The following is an 18,276-nucleotide window of genomic DNA, read 5'->3' as shown; positions in this document are numbered from 1 at the left end:
AGCCGGCTACTACGGGGAGTTAACGGTGTTGTCTCAGTCGATGCCGACAAAACCGCCGGTCTGGTGCTGCCACAACCGCGCATACAAGCCGCCATGGGCCAGCAGTTCGGCATGGCTGCCACTTTCGGCAATCTGGCCTTTCTCCAGCACCACCAGGCGGTCCATGCGCGCGATGGTCGACAACCGGTGCGCAATCGCAATCACCGTCTTGCCCTGCATCAGGGTCTCCAGGCTTTCCTGGATCGCCGCTTCCACTTCCGAGTCGAGCGCTGAGGTGGCTTCGTCCATGATCAGAATCGGCGCATCCTTGAGCAACACGCGCGCAATCGCAATGCGCTGGCGTTGTCCGCCCGAGAGCTTGACCCCGCGCTCACCCACATGTGCATCCAGCCCGGTGCGGCCTTCGGAGTCGGACAGCAGCGGGATGAATTCATCGGCCCGCGCCTTGCGCACGGCGGCCCAGAGTTCTTCATCGGTGGCGTCCGGCTTGCCATACCGCAGGTTGTCGCGGATCGAGCGGTGCAGCAGCGAGGTGTCCTGGGTGATCATGCCGATCTGTTCGCGCAGGGTTTCCTGGGCCACCTCGGCGATGTCCTGGCCATCGATCAGGATGCGCCCGCCTTGCAGGTCGTACAGGCGCAGCAGCAGGTTGACCAGGGTCGATTTGCCCGCGCCGGAAGGGCCGATCAATCCGATTTTCTCCCCGGCCTTGATGGTCAGGTTCAGGCCGCCAATGATCCCGCTCTTCTTGCCGTAGTGGAAATCCACCTGCTCGAAGCGCACTTCGCCGTGCGGCACGCTCAGGCGCGGGGCCTGGTCACGGTCGATTACGGCGAGCGGTTGGGCGATGGTCTTCAGGCCGTCCTGCACCATGCCGATGTTTTCGAAAATACCGTTGACCACCCACATGATCCAACCGGACATGTTGACGATCCGAATCACCAGGCCGGTGGCCAGGGCGATGGCACCCACGGAGATCAGCGACTGGGTCCACAGCCACAGGGCCAGGCCGGTGGTGGTGACGATCAGCAGGCCGTTCATGGTGGTGATCACCACGTCCATGCTGGTGACCACGCGGCTGGCCAGCTGGGTTTTTTCGGTCTGCTCGATGATCGCTTCCTTGGCGTATTCCTGCTCGTATTGAGTGTGCGCGAACAGCTTCAGGGTGGTGATGTTGGTGTAGCCGTCGACGATGCGGCCCATCAGCTTGGATCGCGCTTCGGACGAGATCACCGAGCGTTCCTTCACCCGTGGCACGAAGTAGCGCAGCGCCAGGCTGTAGCCGATGATCCACGTCACCAGCGGGATCATCAGGCGCCAGTCGGCCTCGGCAAACAGCACCAGGGAGCTGATGGCGTAGATCGCCACGTGCCAGATCGCATCGACCGCCGCCACGGCGGAGTCGCGCAGGGAATTGCCGGTCTGCATGATGCGCTGGGCGATGCGCCCGGCGAAGTCGTTCTGGAAGAAATTCAGGCTCTGCTTGAGCACATAGCTATGGTTCTGCCAGCGAATCAGGCTGGTCATGCCCGGGCTGATGGTCTGGTGTACCAGCAGGTCATGCAGGGCGCCGAAGATCGGGCGCAGCAGCAGGGCGACCACGGCCATCCAGATCAGCTCGGAGCTGTGCAGCTGGAAGAAGTTCGCCGGCGGCGTGCCTTGGGCCAGGTCGATGATGCGGCTCAGGTAGCTGAACAGCGCGACTTCGATCAGCGCACCGATCAGGCCCACCACCAGCAATGCGGCAAAACTTGGCCACACCTGGCGCAGGTAGTAGAGATAGAAGGGCAGGACTTTATCGGGAGGGGCGGCGCTGGGCGCGTCGCGGAAAATATCGATCAGCTTTTCAAAACGACGATAGAGCATTAGGTTGACGCCCGCCTGGCGGGCTCTCCTGTTCAAATGCGCGCGCCGCCTCGTGGGCCGCGCGCGCGGAACTACCTGCAGACCTCAGTCGATGCGCTTGGCCGACTTGATCAGGACAGGATCGATTGGCACGTTCTGCATGCCTTGTTTAGTGGTGGTCTGCGAGTTGACGATGATGTCGACTACGTCCATGCCCTTGACCACTTTGGCGAATACGGCGTAACCGGCATCGCGGCCTGGGTCGAGGAAGGCATTGTCGGCCACGTTGATGAAGAACTGGCTGGTAGCCGAGTTCGGGTCATTGGTACGCGCCATGGACAAGGTGCCACGCACGTTATGCAGGCCGTTGCTGGCTTCGTTCTTGATCGGTGCTTCGGTCGGCTTCTGCGACATCGACTGGGTAAAACCGCCACCCTGGACCATGAAGCCCGGGATCACACGGTGGAAAATCGTGTTGGTGTAGAAGCCCTTGTCGACATAGGCCAGGAAGTTCTTGGTACTGATCGGCGCCTTGACCGGGTCCAGTTCGATTTCAATCTCGCCGTTGGTGGTGGTGATCAGCACGTGAGGCGCCTTGGCGGGCTCGGCGGCCATCAGGTTGGCAGCGAACAGAACGGAACCGGCAAAGAAGGCGATTTTTTTCAGCATGGGTCAGTGATCCTGGGTAGTGGTTTCGACTGTCTCTAGAAAATCGAGCAGGGTGGTATTAAAGACTTCGGGTTGATCCAAGGGCGTGGCATGGCGTGAATCTTCGATCACCACCAGCCGCGCATCGGGCAGCAGTTTTACATAGTTTTCTTTGTGCGCCACGGCGGTGTAGTCGTGGTCGGCGCTGATGACCAGGGTTGGACAGGTAATTCTCGAAAGTCGTTCCTGCACGCCCCAGCCCACAATCGCATCGAAGCTGGCGAGATAAGCACGTTTGTCGTTTTTTGCCCAGCGTTCGGCCATCTTGCGCCGCAGGTCGGCCTGTTCCGGCTTGGGGAACAACCGGTCGCCGAGGGCCTTGCCGATGGTCGCGAGGCTGAGCACCCGGGCGAGCGTCCAGCGCTTGGCCCACCACCCGTACTCCTGGAGACTGCGCACCTTGACCTCGGGCGCGCTGTTGACGATGCACAGGCTCTTGACCCGTGCGGGTTCGTCCACCGCAAGTTGAAACGCGATCATGCCACCCATGGACAGCCCCACCACGTGCGCGGCGGGCAGGTCCAGATGCTCGATGAGCGCGAGCAGGTCGTTGGTGAAGCCCTGGATGCTGTAGCGCTCGCGGGGTTTGTCCGAACGGCCGTGGCCACGTACATCCACCACGATCAGCCGATAGTGACGGGCCAGCACCGGGACCTGCAACTCCCAATCCTGGCTGCTGGAGCCCAGGCCGTGGATCAGGATCAGCGGGCTGCCGCGACCGTATTGCGCGTAGTGCAGGTTGCATCCTTCATGTTCGAACCAGGCCATGGGTGAACTCCGTTTCAGGCTTGCTGGGGGGCCGCGAACGGTGCGTCCAGCGGCGCAGTGTCAAAGGTGCGCAGCAGTTCCACGAGGATCTGCGTGGCCGGGCCCAAGGGTTTGTCTTTGTTCGAGTAGAGGTAGAACGTCGGGTTGCGGCTCCCGCCCTTTTCCAGGGGCAGTTGCTTGAGCAGGCCCTCCTTGAGCTCGCGCTCGATCAGGTGGCGGGGCAACCAGGCAAAGCCCAGGCCGCTGCTGACGAACGTGGCGGCGGTGGCCAGGCTGCCGACGGTCCAGCGCTGTTCGGCGCCGAGCCAACCCACATCCCGCGGCTGCTGGCGGCCGGAATCGCGGATCACCACCTGCATCTGGCTTTCGAGGTCCTGGAAGCTCAGTTCGCGGTTGAGCCGATGCAGGGGGTGATCGGGGTGAGCCACGGCGATGAATTCCACGTCGCTCATTTCCGTGCCCAGGTAACCCGGGATGATGAACCCACTGATGGCCAGGTCGGCCATGCCATCGAGCAACAGTTCTTCAACGCCCGACAGTACTTCTTCGCGCAGTCGTACGCGGCAACCACGGCTCTGCGGCATAAAGGCGGTGAGGGCACGCACCAGGCGCGCGTTGGGGTAGGCAGCGTCCACCACCAGGCGGACCTCGGCCTCCCAGCCCTGTTCCATATGATGGGCGAGGTCTTCCAATTGGCTGGCGTTTTTCACCAGTTGCCGGGAGCGGCGCAACAGCACTTCTCCGGCGTCGGTGAGCACCGCCTTGCGCCCATCGATGCGCAGCAAGGGCACGCCGAGCTGGTCTTGCATGCGGGCCACGGTATAGCTCACCGAGGACTGCGAACGGTGCAGCGCTTCAGCCGCCTGGGCGAAGCCGCCGTGGTCGACCACGGCTTGCAACGTGCGCCATTGATCGAGGGTAACGCGGGGCGCTTTCAAGATGGGCTCCTCTTGTCCTAAGCTGACAGTCCTTATTGGAGACTGCCGAATGAGAAAATTCTGTTGCGTGTTGCTGGCACTGCTGCCGATGACCGCGTTTGCCTACCCCATCGACGTGACTAAAAAGATCAGTGGGGTACAAATCGATTACACCGCTTCCGATGTGGACGGCGACATCAGCTCGATCCAGCTCAATAACTACGGCACCCAGGATGCCGTGTGTTCGGTAACCTTCACCAACGGTCCGGAGTCCCCACGTCGCCGTACGGTGACGGTGCCCGCCGGCAAAAGCACCAACACCACGGTCAAGTTCAACCGCGCCATCATCAAGATGCGAATCGCCTTGGACTGTGCGCCGAAATAAAGCAGCAGAGCAGGTCGACAGGAACACTGCACATATAAACAAATTTATAGATGGGTTATAGCAGTTTTTTGCGCTTTTCAATCGAATGAGCCCTGGTTAACCTTTTCTCCATCGCCTTACAGCATTTACAGATGGAGCCTACGAAGCCATGTCCAATGTTCTGATCATCGAAAGCAGCGCTCGCCAGCAGGATTCGATTTCCCGCCAACTGACCCGCCAGTTCATCAGCCAATGGCAGGCCGCCCATCCGGTAGACCAGATCACCGTGCGCGACGTGGCCCTCAACCCGGTTCCGCACCTGGACGCCAACCTGCTCGGCGGCTGGATGAAGCCTGCCGAGCAGCGCAACGACGATGAGCAGATGTCGCTCGACCGCTCCGATGAATTGACCCACGAATTACTCGCCGCCGATGTGCTGGTGATGGCTGCGCCGATGTACAACTTCGCCATCCCAAGCACCCTCAAGGCCTGGCTGGACCACGTGTTGCGCGCCGGTGTGACCTTCAAGTACACCGCTACCGGCCCGCAGGGTTTGCTCACCGGCAAGCGCGCGATAGTGTTGACCGCTCGCGGCGGCATCCACACCGGCGCCAGCTCCGATCACCAGGAACCGTACCTGCGCCAGGTCATGGCGTTTATCGGGATTCACGACGTGACCTTCATCCACGCCGAAGGAGTGAACCTGAGCGGGGACTTCCAGGAAAAGGGCATCAACCACGCCAAGGCCTTGTTGGCACAGGTGGCCTGATCCGTTAATCGCCAGATAATCGCGCGGTGTTTATCTAGTGCCACGCAAACCCTTCAAGTACGCGTAACGAACCTCCCTTTGCACTTTTGCTCCTGAGTGCTCCTGCCCGACTGACGCTTTAGCGAGGTCGGGTTTTTTTTGCCTCGAGTTTCGTCAAGCGCCGAAAACCTTTAATGTCCCGCCCATTCGAAACGAGGCGCGCATGGGCTATCTACTGGTTGTCACCCTGATTCAGGCTTTTTCCTTCAGCTTGATCGGCGAATACCTCGCCGGTCACGTCGACAGCTACTTCGCGGTGCTGGTGCGCGTGGTGCTGGCCGGGCTGGTGTTTATCCCACTGACCCGCTGGCGCTCGGTGGGGCCGGCCTTCATGCGCGGCATGCTGCTGATCGGCGCCTTGCAGTTTGGCGTGACCTACGTGTGCCTGTACCTGAGCTTTCGCGTGCTGACGGTGCCGGAGGTGCTGCTGTTCACCATCCTTACGCCGCTGCATGTGACCCTGATCGAAGACGCCCTCAACCGCCGCTTCAATCCCTGGGCGCTGATCGCCGCGCTGGTCGCGGTAGCGGGCGCGGCGGTGATTCGTTTCGACCAGATCACGCCGCACTTCCTCATGGGTTTTTTGCTGCTGCAATTGGCCAACTTCACCTACGCCGCCGGGCAGGTGATGTACAAGCACCTGGTGGCGCGTTACCCGAGCGATCTGCCGCACTACCGACGTTTCGGTTATTTCTACGTGGGGGCGCTGCTGGTAGTGCTGCCGGCATTCCTGCTGTTCGGCAAAGCCGACTTCCTCCCCGACGCGCCGCTGCAGTGGGGCGTGCTGGTGTTCCTCGGGTTGGTCAGCACTGCGCTGGGCATGTACTGGTGGAACAAGGGCGCCTGCCTGGTGCAGGGCGGCACCCTGGCGGTGATGAACAACCTCCACGTGCCGGTGGGCCTGCTGCTGAATTTGCTGATCTGGAACCAGCATGAGCCGCTGGGACGGCTGGCGTTGGGCGGGCTGGTGATCGTGGGGGCGGTGTGGATCAGTCGGTTGGGCGTAAAACCGCCCAACCGCTCCGTGGTTTAAATCGCGCGACTTTCCGGGGCTGGCAAATGGCTGGCCCCCAGCACCGCCGGCAACATCCCCGCGCGCAAATCACTGCCACTCGGCTGTTGATACAGGCTCAAGCCAAACTCCGGCAGCACGGCCAGCAGGTAATCGAAGATATCCCCCTGGATCCGCTCGTAATCCGCCCACGCGGTGGTGCGGGTAAAGCAGTAGATCTCCAGCGGCACGCCCTGGGCGGTGGTCTGCATCTGGCGGACCATGCAGGTCATGTTCGGCTGGATGTCGGGGTGGCTTTTCAGATAGGCCAGGGCGTAGGCGCGAAAGGTGCCGAGGTTGGTCATGCGGCGGCGGTTGGCCGACAGTTGCGCGCTGTTGCCCTGGGCTTCGTTCCAGGCCTTGAGTTCAGCTTGCTTGCGCCCGATGTAGTCGGTGAGCAGGTGCACCTGGGTCATGCGCAGTTCTTCATCGTCACGCAGGAAGCGCACGCCGCTGGCGTCGATAAATAGGCTGCGCTTGATCCGCCGCCCGCCGGAAGCCTGCATGCCGCGCCAGTTCTTGAACGACTCGGACATCAGGCGCCAGGTGGGAATCGAGACGATGGTCTTGTCGAAGTTCTGCACCTTGACCGTGTGCAGGGTGATGTCCACCACGTCACCGTCGGCGCCGACCTGAGGCATTTCGATCCAGTCGCCGACGCGCAGCATGTCGTTGCTGGTCAGTTGCACGCTGGCGACGAACGACAGCAGCGTGTCCTTGTACACCAACAGGATCACCGCCGACATCGCACCCAGGCCCGACAGCAGCAACAGCGGCGAGCGGTCGATCAGGGTGGCGACGATGATGATTGCGCCGAACACGAACAGCACCATTTTTGCCAGTTGCACGTAGCCCTTGATCGAGCGGGTGCGGGCGTGTTCGGTGCGCGCGTAGATGTCCAGCAGTGCACTGAGCAGCGCGCTGATCGCCAGCACCATGAACAGGATGGTCAGCGCCAGGGCCACGTTGCCGATGAACAGGATGGCGGTCTTGCTCAGGTCCGGCACCAGGTACAGGCCGAACTGGATCACCAGCGACGGCGTCATCTGCGCCAGGCGGTGGAAGACTTTGTTGTGCCGCAGGTCGTTGAGCCAGTGCAGCGCCGGCTGCCGGCCGAGCAATTTGACGGCGTGGAGGATGAGGTAGCGCGCCACCCGTCCGAGCAGCAGCGCCACTACCAGCAACACCAGCAAGCCCAGGCTGGCGTGCAGCAGCGGGTGTTGATCGAGGGCGCCCCAGAGGTCCTGGGCGTTGAGCCAGAGCTGTTTGATATCCATGGGTGAAACCGATTCTTCTGTAAGACAAGACGAGGCGATTAGAGCATTTAAGTGCAACAAAGTTGATGTTCCGGACAAATGCCCTGACAAAAAAGCAGCTGATTAGCACCGTTCGCGTAAAGACACTCGGTTTGGACGCCCGAAACCGGTACCCTATGCAGCTGATTTTTTGTATTTCTTCGAGGTAGCACCCGTGTTTTCCCAATTCGCCCTGCACGAACGCCTGCTCAAAGCCGTGGCCGAGCTTAAATTTGTCGAGCCTACGCCTGTGCAAGCAGCGGCCATCCCGCTCGCGCTCGAAGGGCGTGACCTGCGGGTGACGGCTCAAACCGGGAGTGGCAAGACCGCCGCTTTCGTCCTGCCGATTCTTCACCGTCTGATCGGCCCGGCCAAAGTCCGCGTCAGCATCAAGACCCTGATCCTGCTGCCAACCCGCGAGCTGGCCCAGCAGACCTTGAAGGAAGTGGAACGCTTCTCGCAGTTCACCTTCATCAAGTCCGGCCTGATCACCGGTGGCGAAGACTTCAAGGTCCAGGCCGCCATGCTGCGCAAGGTGCCGGACATCCTGATCGGCACCCCGGGCCGCATGATCGAGCAACTGAATGCCGGCAACCTCGACCTCAAGGAAGTCGAAGTGCTGGTACTCGACGAAGCCGACCGCATGCTCGACATGGGCTTTGCCGACGACGTGCAGCGTCTGGTCGGCGAATGCGTCAACCGCCAGCAGACCATGCTGTTCTCCGCCACCACCGGCGGTTCGACCCTGCGCGACATGGTCGCCAAGGTCCTGAACAATCCTGAGCATCTGCAAGTCAACAACGTCAGCGACCTGAACGCTACCACGCGCCAGCAGATCGTCACCGCCGACCACAATGTGCACAAAGAGCAGATTCTCAACTGGCTGCTGGCCAACGAGACCTACCAGAAAGCCATTGTGTTCACCAACACCCGTGCAGCGGCCGACCGTATCTACGGTCGCCTGGTGGCCCAGGATTACAAAGCGTTCGTGCTGCACGGCGAAAAAGACCAGAAAGACCGCAAGCTGGCCATCGACCGCCTGAAGGCCGGTGGCGTGAAGATCCTGGTGGCCACCGATGTCGCCGCTCGCGGCCTGGACGTGGACGGCCTGGATATGGTCATCAACTTCGACATGCCCCGCAGCGGCGACGAGTACGTGCACCGTATTGGCCGTACCGGGCGTGCCGGCAACGATGGCCTGGCGATCTCGCTGATCTGCCACGGCGACTGGAACCTGATGTCGAGCATCGAGCGCTACCTCAAGCAGTCGTTCGAGCGCCGTACCATCAAGGAAGTCAAAGGCACCTACACCGGGCCGAAGAAGGTCAAGGCGTCGGGCAAGGCCGTGGGCGTGAAGAAGAAAAAGACCGACGCCAAGGGCGACAAGAAAAAGGCCGGTGCCAAGTCGCCGACCAAGCGCAAGATTGCCAACCGCCCGAAGACCGACAACCTGTCGTTGGTCAGCAAGGACGGCATGGCACCCCTCAAGCGCCGCAAGCCAGAAGCACCGGCTGCTGAGTGATTCAGGGCTGATATGAAAAAACCGGACAATGTCCGGTTTTTTTATGCCTTCAGTTTTTCGCCTTGGCGGCGGCTTCTTTCAATTCTTTCAAGCGGGCGTCGATCAGCTGGCACTTGTCGGGGAATTTCGCGCTTTCCGTGTCCAGGTTCATTTTCTGCAATTCATCATTCATTTCCTTGGCCTTGGTCGGGTTCTGCTCGGTGAGCTTGGCCACTTCCTGGGCGAGTTGCTCGCGCTTGGCGGTGGCCTCTTCGGGCGTGCAGGCCCAGGCGGGCAGGGCGGTCAGGAGCGTGGCGGCGATGGCCAGGTTCATCAGGGTTTTCATGGGGGACCTCCTTGGCGGTTATGCTCAGTTGAGGGGCGAACGTCTGGAAAGTTCAGAGAAATCACGCCCGTCCGGTCGGCTGAACGGCGAGTGGCGTGGCGTGTCACACCTTTAGACGGGCTACTTTCCTTAGGCCTGCAGGAGGAATCAGGATGACGACTTACAACTGGGATTTGATCGAACGTCTGCTGCATGAAGTGCAGAGCGGCGAAGGCAGCTTTGCCCCTCGCAAATATGCCGAGCAGGAAGCCGCCGAGAAGGCCACGGCGGGCGAATCCACCGGCAATCTGGACGCGCTGAAAAAGACCGCTGCCGATTACGAAGCGCTGCTGTTCAAGCGAGGGTTTATTGAGTCGCGGCCTGAGGAGGAGGGCGGCAATGGTGAGAATTTCATCCTGACCGCGCTCGGCGCGCAACTGCTGGCGCTGATCGACAGCTCGATACCCGGCAATGATCACCCGCGCCAGGTGCTCGATGAGCAAGCGGATGCGCTGGACCCGGCAACGTTTGCCGAGGTGGCGTCGAAGGCCCAGATTGCCTGAGCGGCCAACGTGCGGATTTGTCCTCGAAAGAGGTGTGTCAGTCGATATTTCAGTGACTGACATGCCGCCTTCGCGGGCAAGCCCGCTCCCACATTTTTGATCGCGGTGAAACCTGGGGTTTGGCGGCGTGGCTGGAATAGTCGGACCTTGCACCGCAGGCGTGGATCACGCCTCTCTCCCTGTGGGAGCGGGCTTGCTCGCGAATACGGTGTGTCAGTCAACGAAGATGCTGGCTGATCCACAGCCTTCGCGAGCAAACCCGCGGCCACATTTTAGCTCGCAGCACCCTTCAGGCATTTGAGTGCCTTGAAGTCACTGCGCACACCGTCGATTTTTTGCCTCAGCTTCAGTCGCTGCTGCACGGTGCTCTCAGCCATCAAGTCGACGATCAAACTGCGCGCAGCCGCTTCGGTCTGGGCATAGGCCGTGCGGTATTGCGGGGTCCACAGACTTTCGCGATCTATCAGCAGTTGCTGCATTTTCTGCGGGAAGTCGGGGCTCTGGCGCTGCTGCACCGCTTCGATAAATTGCGCCTGCCAATGCGCGCGGTTGCCGATCCATTCCTGGTTTTGTTCACCCAGGGCGATGGACCAGGCGGTCACGCGATTCTGCTGGCTGGCACTCAGCGGGCCCATCCAGGCGTCCAGGCGTTTGCTCATGCGTTGGGCGCGTTCCTTGATCTGCTGCTCAAGCGGCGGCTTGAGGTACTCGTCCTGACGCTTGCGCAGGTCTTTGGCCAGCGCATCGTTCATGTCCTTGACCTGTTGGTCGTCCAGCCCCTTGAGCAGTTCGATGGCCGAAGGGGTAATCTCGCGGGCGACATCGGCAATGGCCTGTTTGGCTTCGGCGGTACGCGTCTGCAAAGCGGCGTCGGTGACCTGGTTGGTGTCGACCATCTGCTGCAGGCGGTCCAGCCAATCCAGATAACCCGGCAGTTGCGTGGTGCAGTGCCAGGCCAGGTGTTCCTTGAGTTTGTCGTTGAACCAGCTCTTCTGCCCGGCATTCATGTCCAGGTAGTCGTTGAGGGTCCACGGGATGATGACGTCGAGGTTGCGATAGGCCAGGCCCACGCGATTGCAGCCGGCGAGCACCAGGCTCAGGGTCAGCAATATCACCAGTAGTTTGAGCCGACGCAGCATGGGCGGGTCCTTGCGCTGAGGGGGTTAGTGCATGTGAACCCGCGGCAGGCGCGACAGTTCAGCCCGTCAATAAAACGACCGCGCGGCCTTCAAGGTCAACAGGCCGTCGCATTGCGAGTTGTGTCCGGAGTACGCCGAGCAGTCGCCGCCGCTGAGGCTGGAGTCGCTGTAGATCAGGTTCAGGTCCACGCCCATCCACTGGCGGGAGAACTGCACCGACCAGTCGCTGAACGTGCTGATGGAGCCGCCCTCCACCGAGACCGGGGTGCCCAACTGATGGGTGGTGTATTTCATGCTCACACCGATGCCGAACGGCTGCGTGCCGCCGAGGTCGGCGAACAGCGTGCTGTCCTGGCGGTCCGGATCATTGCTGAACGATGCACCGAAGCGGTTGCCCAGCAGGTTCAGGCCACCGTAGAACTCCTGGCTGTCGAGAGGGCTGAGCTTGGGATAGCTGTAATGGATCAGGCCCACTTCATAACCCAGGGTCTGGTCGAAGGGGTGTTTGAAGCCCATGTACGAGTCGACCTCAAGATTGCTGGTCGAGGACAGTCCCATGTTCGGCGAAAACTGGCCGACATACAGGCCGCTGTCGTGGCTCAGGTCCAGCCCGCCGTGGAACGAGTCGCTGCCGGGAGAAGTCGGTTTGACCAGGCCCTGTGCCATGCTGCGGGTAGGTGTGGTGCCCAGTTTGAGGTCGAAGTCGCCCAATTCGCGCTGGAAGATCTGCGCTTCGGCGAGGGGGCTGGCGGCCAGGGCTGCGACCAGGAAAATGCAGGGTTTGAACATGCTTCACTCCGTGAAAAGCGAGGAGCAGTGACGAAGAAAGTCGGGGAGATGCCCGTGCTAGACGTGTGCAAGCATACCGGCGAATGCCAGGAGCTGAGCCCCGTTCGTCGATTGGCGCGAGATTGAGTGTGTTTAAGAGGGAATTTGCGGCTCTAGTCCTAGCGCCTTGATGGCAAGGCGCTTAGGGACCAGGTGTGTTGCGCGGTGTTACTTTTTACCCAGGCTGATCTGCTTGGACGGGCCGAAAGTCTGGCCGCTGACGCCCTTGGCAATTTGCTGGATTTCGCCACCGGACTTGAGGAAAGCAGCAATCTGGCTGTTGATCGATTCGCTGGTTTCAACGGCGGGAGCTGGCTTTGCTTTGCTGTTGGATGCTTTTACGCGCATGGCGGCCACTAACCTGTAGAAAATTAACTTGGCCAGGCATCGTACAGGAAATACTTGACAATTGCTTGGCAAATATCCCCCGGGAATAAGTCGTGAGGCGGGAAATGCGCAAACTTGGTTTCTGAATTAACCCCCTAACTTACTGTTTTAACTGGAAACCAGTGGGCTGTGAGGCGTGACGGGCGCGCCGAAATTCAGCCGAATGATCGGACGAGCGGGGCGGTGCCAGTAGAACGCCACGCACGCCGCGATTTTTCAGGCGCGCGCGCGTGGCGAGCGCAACTCGGGTAGAATGCCGCCCACGCAATGAGGGTATTTGGAAATGGCTTTAGTCGGGCGCTACAACAGCTTGCAAGTGGTTAAACACACGAACTTCGGTTTGTACCTGGACGGTGCGCAAGACGGTGAAATCCTCTTGCCTAATCGGTACATCCCCAAAGATATTCCCAGTGAAGATGAAGACTGGCTTAACGTTTTCATTTATCTGGACAGCGATGACAAACTTATCGCCACGACCGAAAAACCCAAAGTTCAAGTTGGCGAGTTTGCCAGTTTGAAAGTTGTTGAAGTCAACAGTATCGGCGTGTTCCTCGACTGGGGCTTGCCCAAGGATCTGTTGCTGCCGTATTCGGAAGAAAAACGCCAGTTGAGCGCCGGTGAATACTGCGTGGTGCATGTTTATCTCGACAAACACACCAAGCGCATTACCGCCACTGCGCGGCTTGATCGCTACCTCGACAAGACGCCTGCCAACTACCAGGTGGGCCAGGAAGTCGACCTGCTGGTCGCAGAAGCCACCGACATGGGCTTCAAGGCGATCATCAACAACAAGCATTGGGGCTTGATCCACAAGAACGAAGTGTTCAAGTTCCTGCGCCCGGGCAAGGAAGAGAAAGGCTTTATCAAAGAGATCCGCGCCGATGGCAACATCAGCCTGAGCCTGCAGCCGGTCGGCCAGGAAGCGGCGTCCAGCCTCAACTCCAAGATCCTCGCCAAGTTGCGTGAAAACAATGGCACCCTGCCGGTCAGCGACAAGAGCGACCCGGCGGTGATCAGCAACTTGTTCGGCGTGAGCAAGGGCAACTTCAAAAAAGCCATCGGTGCGCTCTACAAGCAGGGCCAGATCGTGATTCATGCGGATCGCATTGAACTAAGCTGAGTGCGATTTGCTCTCCTGTAGGCGCCGGCTTGCCGGCGATGAGGCCAGTGGCCTTTAAGGTGTTTCCTCACACGCCGTCGCTGGCCAGCCAGCGCCTACAGAAGGTCACTGCAATGTCCAAACGATCGCTGTTCGCCTACCTCGGCACGTTGCTCGCGTTTCTCGTCCTTGACGGCCTTTGGCTCGGCGTCCTGATGGGCCCGACCTACAAATCCTTGCTGGGCCCGCTGATGCTTGATCAGCCGCGCCTGTTGCCCGCGGTGCTGTTTTACCTCCTTTATGCCCTCGGTTGTGTCGTCTTCGTGGTCTTGCCCAGCGCCAGCTGGCAACGCGCCGCGCGCCTTGGCGCCTTGCTTGGGCTGGTCGCCTACGGCACCTATGACCTGAGCAATTGGGCCACGCTGCACGGCTGGTCGGCTGCTCTTGCGATCATGGACATGGCGTGGGGCACCTTCCTGACGGCGGCCTGCTGCACGGTGGGATACCTGTGTGCACATCGAGTGCACCAATGATTGTGTACAGGATTTACGTGCACCGTTACTGAGCGAAACCCAGTCGCTAACCGCTGACAAACCCCTTTGGAACGCCGTTACACAGGGATTGTGTGCCATTGGCATGTATTCTGCTGAATACCTCGTATACAAACCATGCCGCCTTCCGTATGCACCCGCTACGGTAGCGCAGGCAGGTATTTCGAGGAGCCCAGCGATGACCGAACACTTGCCCAAAGGCTACAGCCCGCGCCTGTACAACCAGGACCTGGGGCCGCTGCCGCAGAAGTGGACCTGGTACAACATTTTTGCCTTCTGGATGAGTGACGTGCACAGCGTCGGCGGCTACGTGTTCGCCGCCAGCCTGTTCGCGTTGGGGCTGGCCAGTTGGCAGGTCTTGATTGCCTTGCTCGCCGGCATCTGCATCGTGCAATTGATCGCCAACCTGGTGGCCAAGCCGAGCCAGCAAGCGGCAGTGCCTTTTCCGGTGATCTGCCGGCTGGCCTTTGGGGTATTCGGAGCGAATATTCCTGCGGTGATTCGCGGCCTGATCGCCGTGGCCTGGTACGGGATTCAGACGTACCTGGCGTCGAGTGCCTTGATCATCGTGGTGCTGCGCTTTTTCCCACAGATGGCGGTGTATGCAGAGCCGCATTTCGCAGGCTTGTCGTACTTGGGCTGGTTTGGTTTCCTCAGCCTGTGGGTGCTGCAGGCAGCGGTCTTCTGGGCCGGCATGGAGTCGATTCGCCGCTTCATCGACTGGGCCGGTCCGGTGGTCTACGCGGTGATGTTTGCCCTGGCTGGATGGATTGTGTGGAAGGCCGGCTGGGCGAATATCAGCTTCACCCTGGCAGAAAAGTCGCTGTCGGGCTGGCAGGCGTTCGGTCAGGTGATCGTGGCGACGGCGCTGGTGGTGTCGTACTTTTCCGGGCCGACCCTGAATTTTGGCGACTTCAGCCGTTACTGCCGCAGCATGCGCGACGTGCGGCGCGGCAACTTCTGGGGGCTGCCGGTGAATTTCCTGGCGTTTTCCCTGGTCACCGTGGTGATCGTCTCGGGCACTTTGCCGGTGTTTGGTGAAATGCTCCATGACCCGATCGCGACGGTTTCGCGCATCGATAACAGCATGGCGGTGTTGCTGGGCGCCTTTGCCTTTGTCACGGCGACCATCGGCATCAATATCGTCGCCAACTTCGTCTCCCCGGCGTTTGACTTCGCCAACGTCGCACCGAGCAAAATCAGCTGGCGCGCCGGCGGGATGATCGCGGCCGTGGCATCGATCTTCATCACCCCCTGGAACCTGTTCAACAACCCGCTGATGATTCACTACACCCTGGACATCCTCGCCGCCTTCATCGGGCCGTTGTTCGGGATTCTGTTGGTGGATTTCTACCTGATCAAAAAGCAGAAGATCGATGTCGATGCGCTGTTCGATGACAGCCCAGGCGGGCGCTATTACTTCGACGGCGGCGTGAATTGGACGGCGGTCAAGGCGCTGGTGCCGGCGACGCTGGTGGGCGTCGCGATCACCTTCACCCCGGCGTTGCAGGGCATGGCCAATTTTGCCTGGTTTACCGGATGCTTCCTGGGTGGGCTGTTTTTCCTGGTGTTGTCGCGGCGCGAACAGGTGCGAGTGCCTGCACCGATGGTTGCCGGCTGACCAACACCCCGCCCGCTACCAGCAGGCCCGCACCGGCGACTACCAGCGCCGGTTGCAGGCCGCCGCTGAGTTGGCTGCTGACCGACGCCAGCAATGGCCCGCTCAGTTGGCCGATCGCAAAGCTCGCGGTCAACAGCCCGGTGCTGCGCTGGTAGCCGTGGGGGGCGACTTCGCGCAAGCGCGCCATCACCAACTGCATGCACGCCAGGAACGGCCCGCCGCACAGCAGCACGCCCAGCGCCAACCCCCAGCCATTGCCCAGCAGGCAGGCGAACACCCCGGCCGCTTGCAACCACAGGGTCGCCATCAACCAGCGACGGGTGGTGTGCGGGTCCTTGCGGCGCAGGCTCGCGGCGACCACGCCAATCGCCGCGGCCAGGCCAAAGCAGGGCCAGAACAGATCGGCCTGCCAAGCGCCCTTGAATTGCGCGCTGGCCATCTGTGACAGAAACGTCGCCGGAATGATGTAGCCCAGGCCATACAGCACGTAGACCCAGCACAGGTGCGTGATGCTGCCATTACTGGCCACCTCGGTGTGGCTGGAAACGGGCGCGCTGGCGGCCGAAGGCTTGGGCAAGAATGGCAGGATCGCCAGCAGCATCACCAATGCCACCCCGCCATACACCAGCCACAGCGTTGCGGAGTTTTGGCCCAGCAGGTTCGAGCCCAGCGCCAGCAACCCGGTCAGCAGAATCCCCAGCCCCGGCCCGGCAAACACCAGGGCGCCGAGGCGTGGGCGGCCGGCGGCAATCGCCAGCGGCTGGCTCAGGCTGGTGATCATCACCAGCGCCCAGGCGCTTGCCACACCCGTGCCGAAACGCAGCAGTAGGTGCGGCCAGAACCCGTGGGCCCAGTACGACGCCAGCGTCAGCAGCACACACAGCCACAGCCCGCCGTACAAGCGACCGCGTACGTGGTGATGGCTGCGGGCGAAGATCGAATCCACCGCGCCGACAAAGTAGCCCAGGTAATTGGCGGCAGCGATCAGTCCAGCGCCGGTCAAGTCGATCTGCCCCTCGCTGAGCAAATGCGGCATTTGCGGGGTGAGGGCGAAGCGGCCGATGCCCATCGCCATCATCAAGGCGACAAAGCTGGCAAGTAAGCGGATCAAAGGGGACATGGTCAGGTTTCCTGCGGGTCAGCGAATACCCTCAGGCTAAAGCGGATTGACTTTCTGTAAAAATGAATAATAGTGAGTAACTTGTTCTGTTTTGGAGAAAGGTATGGAGTTCAGTCAATTGCGCATTTTCCAGGCCGTGGCGGAAGAGGGCTCCATCACGCGGGCGGCTGACCGGTTGCACCGGGTGCCGTCAAACCTGTCTACGCGCCTCAAGCAAATGGAGGAGCAGCTCGGCGTAGAGCTGTTCGTGCGCGAGCGCCAGCGTTTGCAGCTTTCTCCTGCAGGTAAGGTGTTGTTGGACTACAGCACGCGCCTGCTGGCTCTGCATGATGAAGCCCATGGCGCCGTGCAAGGCGGGCAACCGGCGGGTGATTTTGTACTCGGCAGCATGTACAGCACGGCTGCCGTGCATTTGCCGAAGCTGCTGGCGCGTTATCACAAGGCTTACCCGATGGTGAACCTGCAGGTGCAATCGGCGCCCAGTGGCGAGCTGCTTGAAGGTTTGATTACCGGTCGCCTGGATGCTGCATTTGTGGACGGCCCGATCACGATCGCCACGCTGGACGGCGTGGCCTTGTGTGAAGAGCGCCTGGTGCTGATTTGCGAAGCCGACCATCCACCAGTGCGCGGGCCGCAGGATGTCGCCGGCCGCGCAGTGTTCACCTTCCGACGCAGTTGCGCCTACCGGGCGCGGTTGGAAACCTGGTTTTCCCACGAGCGCGTGGCCATGGGCCGGGCGATTGAGATCGAGTCCTATCAAGGCATGCTCGCCTGCGTGATCGCAGGCTCCGGCGTGGCGCTGATGTCTGAATCCATGCTCGACAGCCTGCCGGGCAAGGACAGCGTGTCCGTTCATCCGCTGACAGGGCCTTTCGCCACTGCTACCACTTGGCTGATGTGGCGAAAGGGTATGCTCGGCGCTAACCTCAATGCGTGGATCGACCTGCAGCAAGAGGGCAAGGCCGAGTTCCTGCCGGACACGCGCGCAATCGCTTGAACGATCTGTCAGGATTTTGATCAATCCAGTAATAGTTCGTTGTGGTTTCGTTCAAGCAATACGTAGGACTTCGGGCTACTATCAGTGTAGGAAAGGGCGACAGAACTTGCGCCTACCAGCATTACCCTCAAAGGGGGCAACCATGAAAGAGAAAATCCAGAACTGGCTCCACGACCTCGGTGTTGCACTGGGCTTGATCGAGCCGCCACTGCAGCCGGTGCCGATCCGCACCGACGATGAGCAGCGTCGTCCACGTCGCAGGTAAGTCTTGAGGCGCTCACGGGATTCAATCGCGCGAGCGCTGACGCCGTCAGTCGTTCTTCAGGGCCTCACCGGTTCCCTGTAATCCGAGTGCACGTTTCGTACTATTCGCACCGCTTGATTGTCTG

20 protein-coding genes are annotated in these 18,276 nt (G+C 60.8%); 10 read left to right on the top strand and 10 right to left on the bottom strand.

Going from position 1 to position 18,276, the window contains the following annotated elements:
* Window positions 1-33 precede the first annotated feature (33 nt).
* The 4 genes from AC07SI_RS18640 to AC07SI_RS18625 form a co-directional block, all read right to left on the bottom strand.
* Window positions 34-1,866: an ABC transporter ATP-binding protein gene (locus AC07SI_RS18640; protein ID WP_495006244.1), complete on the bottom strand. Its 1,833-nt coding sequence runs from the start codon at window positions 1,864-1,866 to the stop codon at window positions 34-36.
* 84 nt (window positions 1,867-1,950) lie between these two features.
* The gene (locus AC07SI_RS18635; protein ID WP_065909649.1) at window positions 1,951-2,514 is read right to left on the bottom strand and encodes a peptidylprolyl isomerase; all 564 of its coding nucleotides are present in this window, start codon (window positions 2,512-2,514) and stop codon (window positions 1,951-1,953) included.
* Window positions 2,515-2,517: 3 nt separating this feature from the next.
* Complete coding sequence (locus AC07SI_RS18630; protein WP_495006243.1) at window positions 2,518-3,321, bottom strand: alpha/beta fold hydrolase; 804 nt, start codon at window positions 3,319-3,321, stop codon at window positions 2,518-2,520.
* Window positions 3,322-3,335: 14 nt separating this feature from the next.
* Complete coding sequence (locus tag AC07SI_RS18625) at window positions 3,336-4,259, bottom strand: PA3225 family LysR-type transcriptional regulator (RefSeq protein ID WP_065909653.1); 924 nt, start codon at window positions 4,257-4,259, stop codon at window positions 3,336-3,338.
* A gap of 49 nt (window positions 4,260-4,308) precedes the next feature.
* On the opposite strand from AC07SI_RS18625, the gene AC07SI_RS18620 reads away from it, so the two are divergent.
* The 3 genes from AC07SI_RS18620 to AC07SI_RS18610 all read left to right on the top strand — a co-directional run bounded on the left by AC07SI_RS18620 (window position 4,309) and on the right by AC07SI_RS18610 (window position 6,443).
* Entirely contained in the window at window positions 4,309-4,623 is a 315-nt protein-coding gene (locus tag AC07SI_RS18620; RefSeq protein ID WP_120449401.1) for a 3-phosphoglycerate kinase, read from the top strand.
* A 148-nt stretch (window positions 4,624-4,771) separates the two neighbouring features.
* Window positions 4,772-5,371, top strand: a complete 600-nt coding sequence (locus AC07SI_RS18615) for an FMN-dependent NADH-azoreductase (protein ID WP_495006242.1) — start codon at window positions 4,772-4,774, stop codon at window positions 5,369-5,371.
* A 202-nt stretch (window positions 5,372-5,573) separates the two neighbouring features.
* Window positions 5,574-6,443 (top strand): carboxylate/amino acid/amine transporter, encoded by an 870-nt coding sequence (locus AC07SI_RS18610; protein ID WP_495006241.1) that lies wholly within the window; start codon window positions 5,574-5,576, stop codon window positions 6,441-6,443.
* Here AC07SI_RS18610 and AC07SI_RS18605 read toward each other — a convergent pair.
* Window positions 6,440-7,738, bottom strand: a complete 1,299-nt coding sequence (locus tag AC07SI_RS18605) for a mechanosensitive ion channel family protein (protein WP_106802997.1) — start codon at window positions 7,736-7,738, stop codon at window positions 6,440-6,442. The two genes, AC07SI_RS18610 and AC07SI_RS18605, sit on opposite strands and share 4 nt — an antisense overlap.
* A gap of 193 nt (window positions 7,739-7,931) precedes the next feature.
* Between AC07SI_RS18605 and AC07SI_RS18600 the strand changes: the two genes are divergently transcribed.
* Window positions 7,932-9,278, top strand: a complete 1,347-nt coding sequence (locus tag AC07SI_RS18600) for a DEAD/DEAH box helicase (protein WP_065909664.1) — start codon at window positions 7,932-7,934, stop codon at window positions 9,276-9,278.
* A gap of 49 nt (window positions 9,279-9,327) precedes the next feature.
* On the opposite strand, the gene AC07SI_RS18595 is transcribed toward AC07SI_RS18600, so the two are convergent.
* A complete protein-coding gene (locus tag AC07SI_RS18595) occupies window positions 9,328-9,603 on the bottom strand; it encodes a hypothetical protein (protein ID WP_495006240.1) in 276 nt (91 codons plus the stop codon).
* A gap of 152 nt (window positions 9,604-9,755) precedes the next feature.
* Here AC07SI_RS18595 and AC07SI_RS18590 point away from each other — a divergent pair, with 152 nt between their 5' ends.
* Window positions 9,756-10,145, top strand: a complete 390-nt coding sequence (locus AC07SI_RS18590; RefSeq protein ID WP_495006239.1) for a transcriptional regulator — start codon at window positions 9,756-9,758, stop codon at window positions 10,143-10,145.
* Between the two features lie 272 nt (window positions 10,146-10,417).
* Here the strand turns inward: AC07SI_RS18590 and AC07SI_RS18585 are convergent, their stop codons facing one another.
* The 3 genes from AC07SI_RS18585 to AC07SI_RS18575 form a co-directional block, all read right to left on the bottom strand.
* Window positions 10,418-11,284 (bottom strand): DUF6279 family lipoprotein, encoded by an 867-nt coding sequence (locus AC07SI_RS18585; protein ID WP_495006238.1) that lies wholly within the window; start codon window positions 11,282-11,284, stop codon window positions 10,418-10,420.
* A gap of 66 nt (window positions 11,285-11,350) precedes the next feature.
* Window positions 11,351-12,073 carry a TorF family putative porin gene (locus AC07SI_RS18580; protein WP_065909672.1) on the bottom strand — a complete coding sequence of 241 codons (723 nt, stop codon included), beginning with the start codon at window positions 12,071-12,073 and terminating at the stop codon, window positions 11,351-11,353.
* Between the two features lie 207 nt (window positions 12,074-12,280).
* On the bottom strand, window positions 12,281-12,460 hold the full coding sequence (locus AC07SI_RS18575) for a PFL_1563 family small protein (RefSeq protein WP_003193095.1): 180 nt from the start codon (window positions 12,458-12,460) through the stop codon (window positions 12,281-12,283).
* Between the two features lie 322 nt (window positions 12,461-12,782).
* Here AC07SI_RS18575 and AC07SI_RS18570 point away from each other — a divergent pair, with 322 nt between their 5' ends.
* The 3 genes from AC07SI_RS18570 (at window position 12,783) to AC07SI_RS18560 (ending at window position 15,770) form a co-directional block, all read left to right on the top strand.
* A complete protein-coding gene (locus tag AC07SI_RS18570; RefSeq protein ID WP_034099624.1) occupies window positions 12,783-13,619 on the top strand; it encodes a CvfB family protein in 837 nt (278 codons plus the stop codon).
* A 113-nt stretch (window positions 13,620-13,732) separates the two neighbouring features.
* Window positions 13,733-14,131, top strand: coding sequence for a DUF2177 family protein (locus tag AC07SI_RS18565; protein ID WP_065909674.1), 399 nt, complete (start codon window positions 13,733-13,735; stop codon window positions 14,129-14,131).
* Between the two features lie 196 nt (window positions 14,132-14,327).
* A complete protein-coding gene (locus tag AC07SI_RS18560; RefSeq protein ID WP_495006237.1) occupies window positions 14,328-15,770 on the top strand; it encodes an NCS1 family nucleobase:cation symporter-1 in 1,443 nt (480 codons plus the stop codon).
* Here AC07SI_RS18560 and AC07SI_RS18555 read toward each other — a convergent pair.
* Complete coding sequence (locus AC07SI_RS18555; protein ID WP_495006236.1) at window positions 15,682-16,890, bottom strand: MFS transporter; 1,209 nt, start codon at window positions 16,888-16,890, stop codon at window positions 15,682-15,684. The genes AC07SI_RS18560 and AC07SI_RS18555 overlap by 89 nt on opposite strands.
* 103 nt (window positions 16,891-16,993) lie before the next feature.
* Here AC07SI_RS18555 and ptrR point away from each other — a divergent pair, with 103 nt between their 5' ends.
* Together ptrR and AC07SI_RS18545 are read left to right on the top strand one after the other, a co-directional pair.
* Complete coding sequence (gene ptrR, locus AC07SI_RS18550; protein WP_065909679.1) at window positions 16,994-17,887, top strand: putrescine utilization regulator PtrR; 894 nt, start codon at window positions 16,994-16,996, stop codon at window positions 17,885-17,887.
* A gap of 142 nt (window positions 17,888-18,029) precedes the next feature.
* Entirely contained in the window at window positions 18,030-18,152 is a 123-nt protein-coding gene (locus AC07SI_RS18545; RefSeq protein WP_003193089.1) for a PA1414 family protein, read from the top strand.
* Window positions 18,153-18,276: the final 124 nt, after the last annotated feature.

The organism is Pseudomonas sp. GW821-FHT05D12 (genome assembly GCF_059419825.1).
The sequence above is the reverse complement of the archived record's forward strand: the minus strand, read 5'-3'. Positions and strand labels throughout refer to the sequence as shown.

What these genes read in the sequence shown, in the direction of transcription:
- AC07SI_RS18590 (WP_495006239.1), top strand. Translation starts at nt 9,756, where the DNA reads ATGACGACTTACAACTGGGATTTGATCGAACGTCTGCTGCATGAAGTG.
- AC07SI_RS18545 (WP_003193089.1), top strand. Translation starts at nt 18,030, where the DNA reads ATGAAAGAGAAAATCCAGAACTGGCTCCACGACCTCGGTGTTGCACTG.
- AC07SI_RS18585 (WP_495006238.1), bottom strand. Translation starts at nt 11,284, where the DNA reads ATGCTGCGTCGGCTCAAACTACTGGTGATATTGCTGACCCTGAGCCTG.
- AC07SI_RS18575 (WP_003193095.1), bottom strand. Translation starts at nt 12,460, where the DNA reads ATGCGCGTAAAAGCATCCAACAGCAAAGCAAAGCCAGCTCCCGCCGTT.
- AC07SI_RS18630 (WP_495006243.1), bottom strand. Translation starts at nt 3,321, where the DNA reads ATGGCCTGGTTCGAACATGAAGGATGCAACCTGCACTACGCGCAATAC.
- AC07SI_RS18560 (WP_495006237.1), top strand. Translation starts at nt 14,328, where the DNA reads ATGACCGAACACTTGCCCAAAGGCTACAGCCCGCGCCTGTACAACCAG.
- AC07SI_RS18570 (WP_034099624.1), top strand. Translation starts at nt 12,783, where the DNA reads ATGGCTTTAGTCGGGCGCTACAACAGCTTGCAAGTGGTTAAACACACG.
- AC07SI_RS18610 (WP_495006241.1), top strand. Translation starts at nt 5,574, where the DNA reads ATGGGCTATCTACTGGTTGTCACCCTGATTCAGGCTTTTTCCTTCAGC.
- AC07SI_RS18635 (WP_065909649.1), bottom strand. Translation starts at nt 2,514, where the DNA reads ATGCTGAAAAAAATCGCCTTCTTTGCCGGTTCCGTTCTGTTCGCTGCC.
- AC07SI_RS18605 (WP_106802997.1), bottom strand. Translation starts at nt 7,738, where the DNA reads ATGGATATCAAACAGCTCTGGCTCAACGCCCAGGACCTCTGGGGCGCC.
- AC07SI_RS18555 (WP_495006236.1), bottom strand. Translation starts at nt 16,890, where the DNA reads ATGTCCCCTTTGATCCGCTTACTTGCCAGCTTTGTCGCCTTGATGATG.
- ptrR (WP_065909679.1), top strand. Translation starts at nt 16,994, where the DNA reads ATGGAGTTCAGTCAATTGCGCATTTTCCAGGCCGTGGCGGAAGAGGGC.
- AC07SI_RS18640 (WP_495006244.1), bottom strand. Translation starts at nt 1,866, where the DNA reads ATGCTCTATCGTCGTTTTGAAAAGCTGATCGATATTTTCCGCGACGCG.
- AC07SI_RS18595 (WP_495006240.1), bottom strand. Translation starts at nt 9,603, where the DNA reads ATGAAAACCCTGATGAACCTGGCCATCGCCGCCACGCTCCTGACCGCC.
- AC07SI_RS18615 (WP_495006242.1), top strand. Translation starts at nt 4,772, where the DNA reads ATGTCCAATGTTCTGATCATCGAAAGCAGCGCTCGCCAGCAGGATTCG.
- AC07SI_RS18580 (WP_065909672.1), bottom strand. Translation starts at nt 12,073, where the DNA reads ATGTTCAAACCCTGCATTTTCCTGGTCGCAGCCCTGGCCGCCAGCCCC.
- AC07SI_RS18565 (WP_065909674.1), top strand. Translation starts at nt 13,733, where the DNA reads ATGTCCAAACGATCGCTGTTCGCCTACCTCGGCACGTTGCTCGCGTTT.
- AC07SI_RS18620 (WP_120449401.1), top strand. Translation starts at nt 4,309, where the DNA reads ATGAGAAAATTCTGTTGCGTGTTGCTGGCACTGCTGCCGATGACCGCG.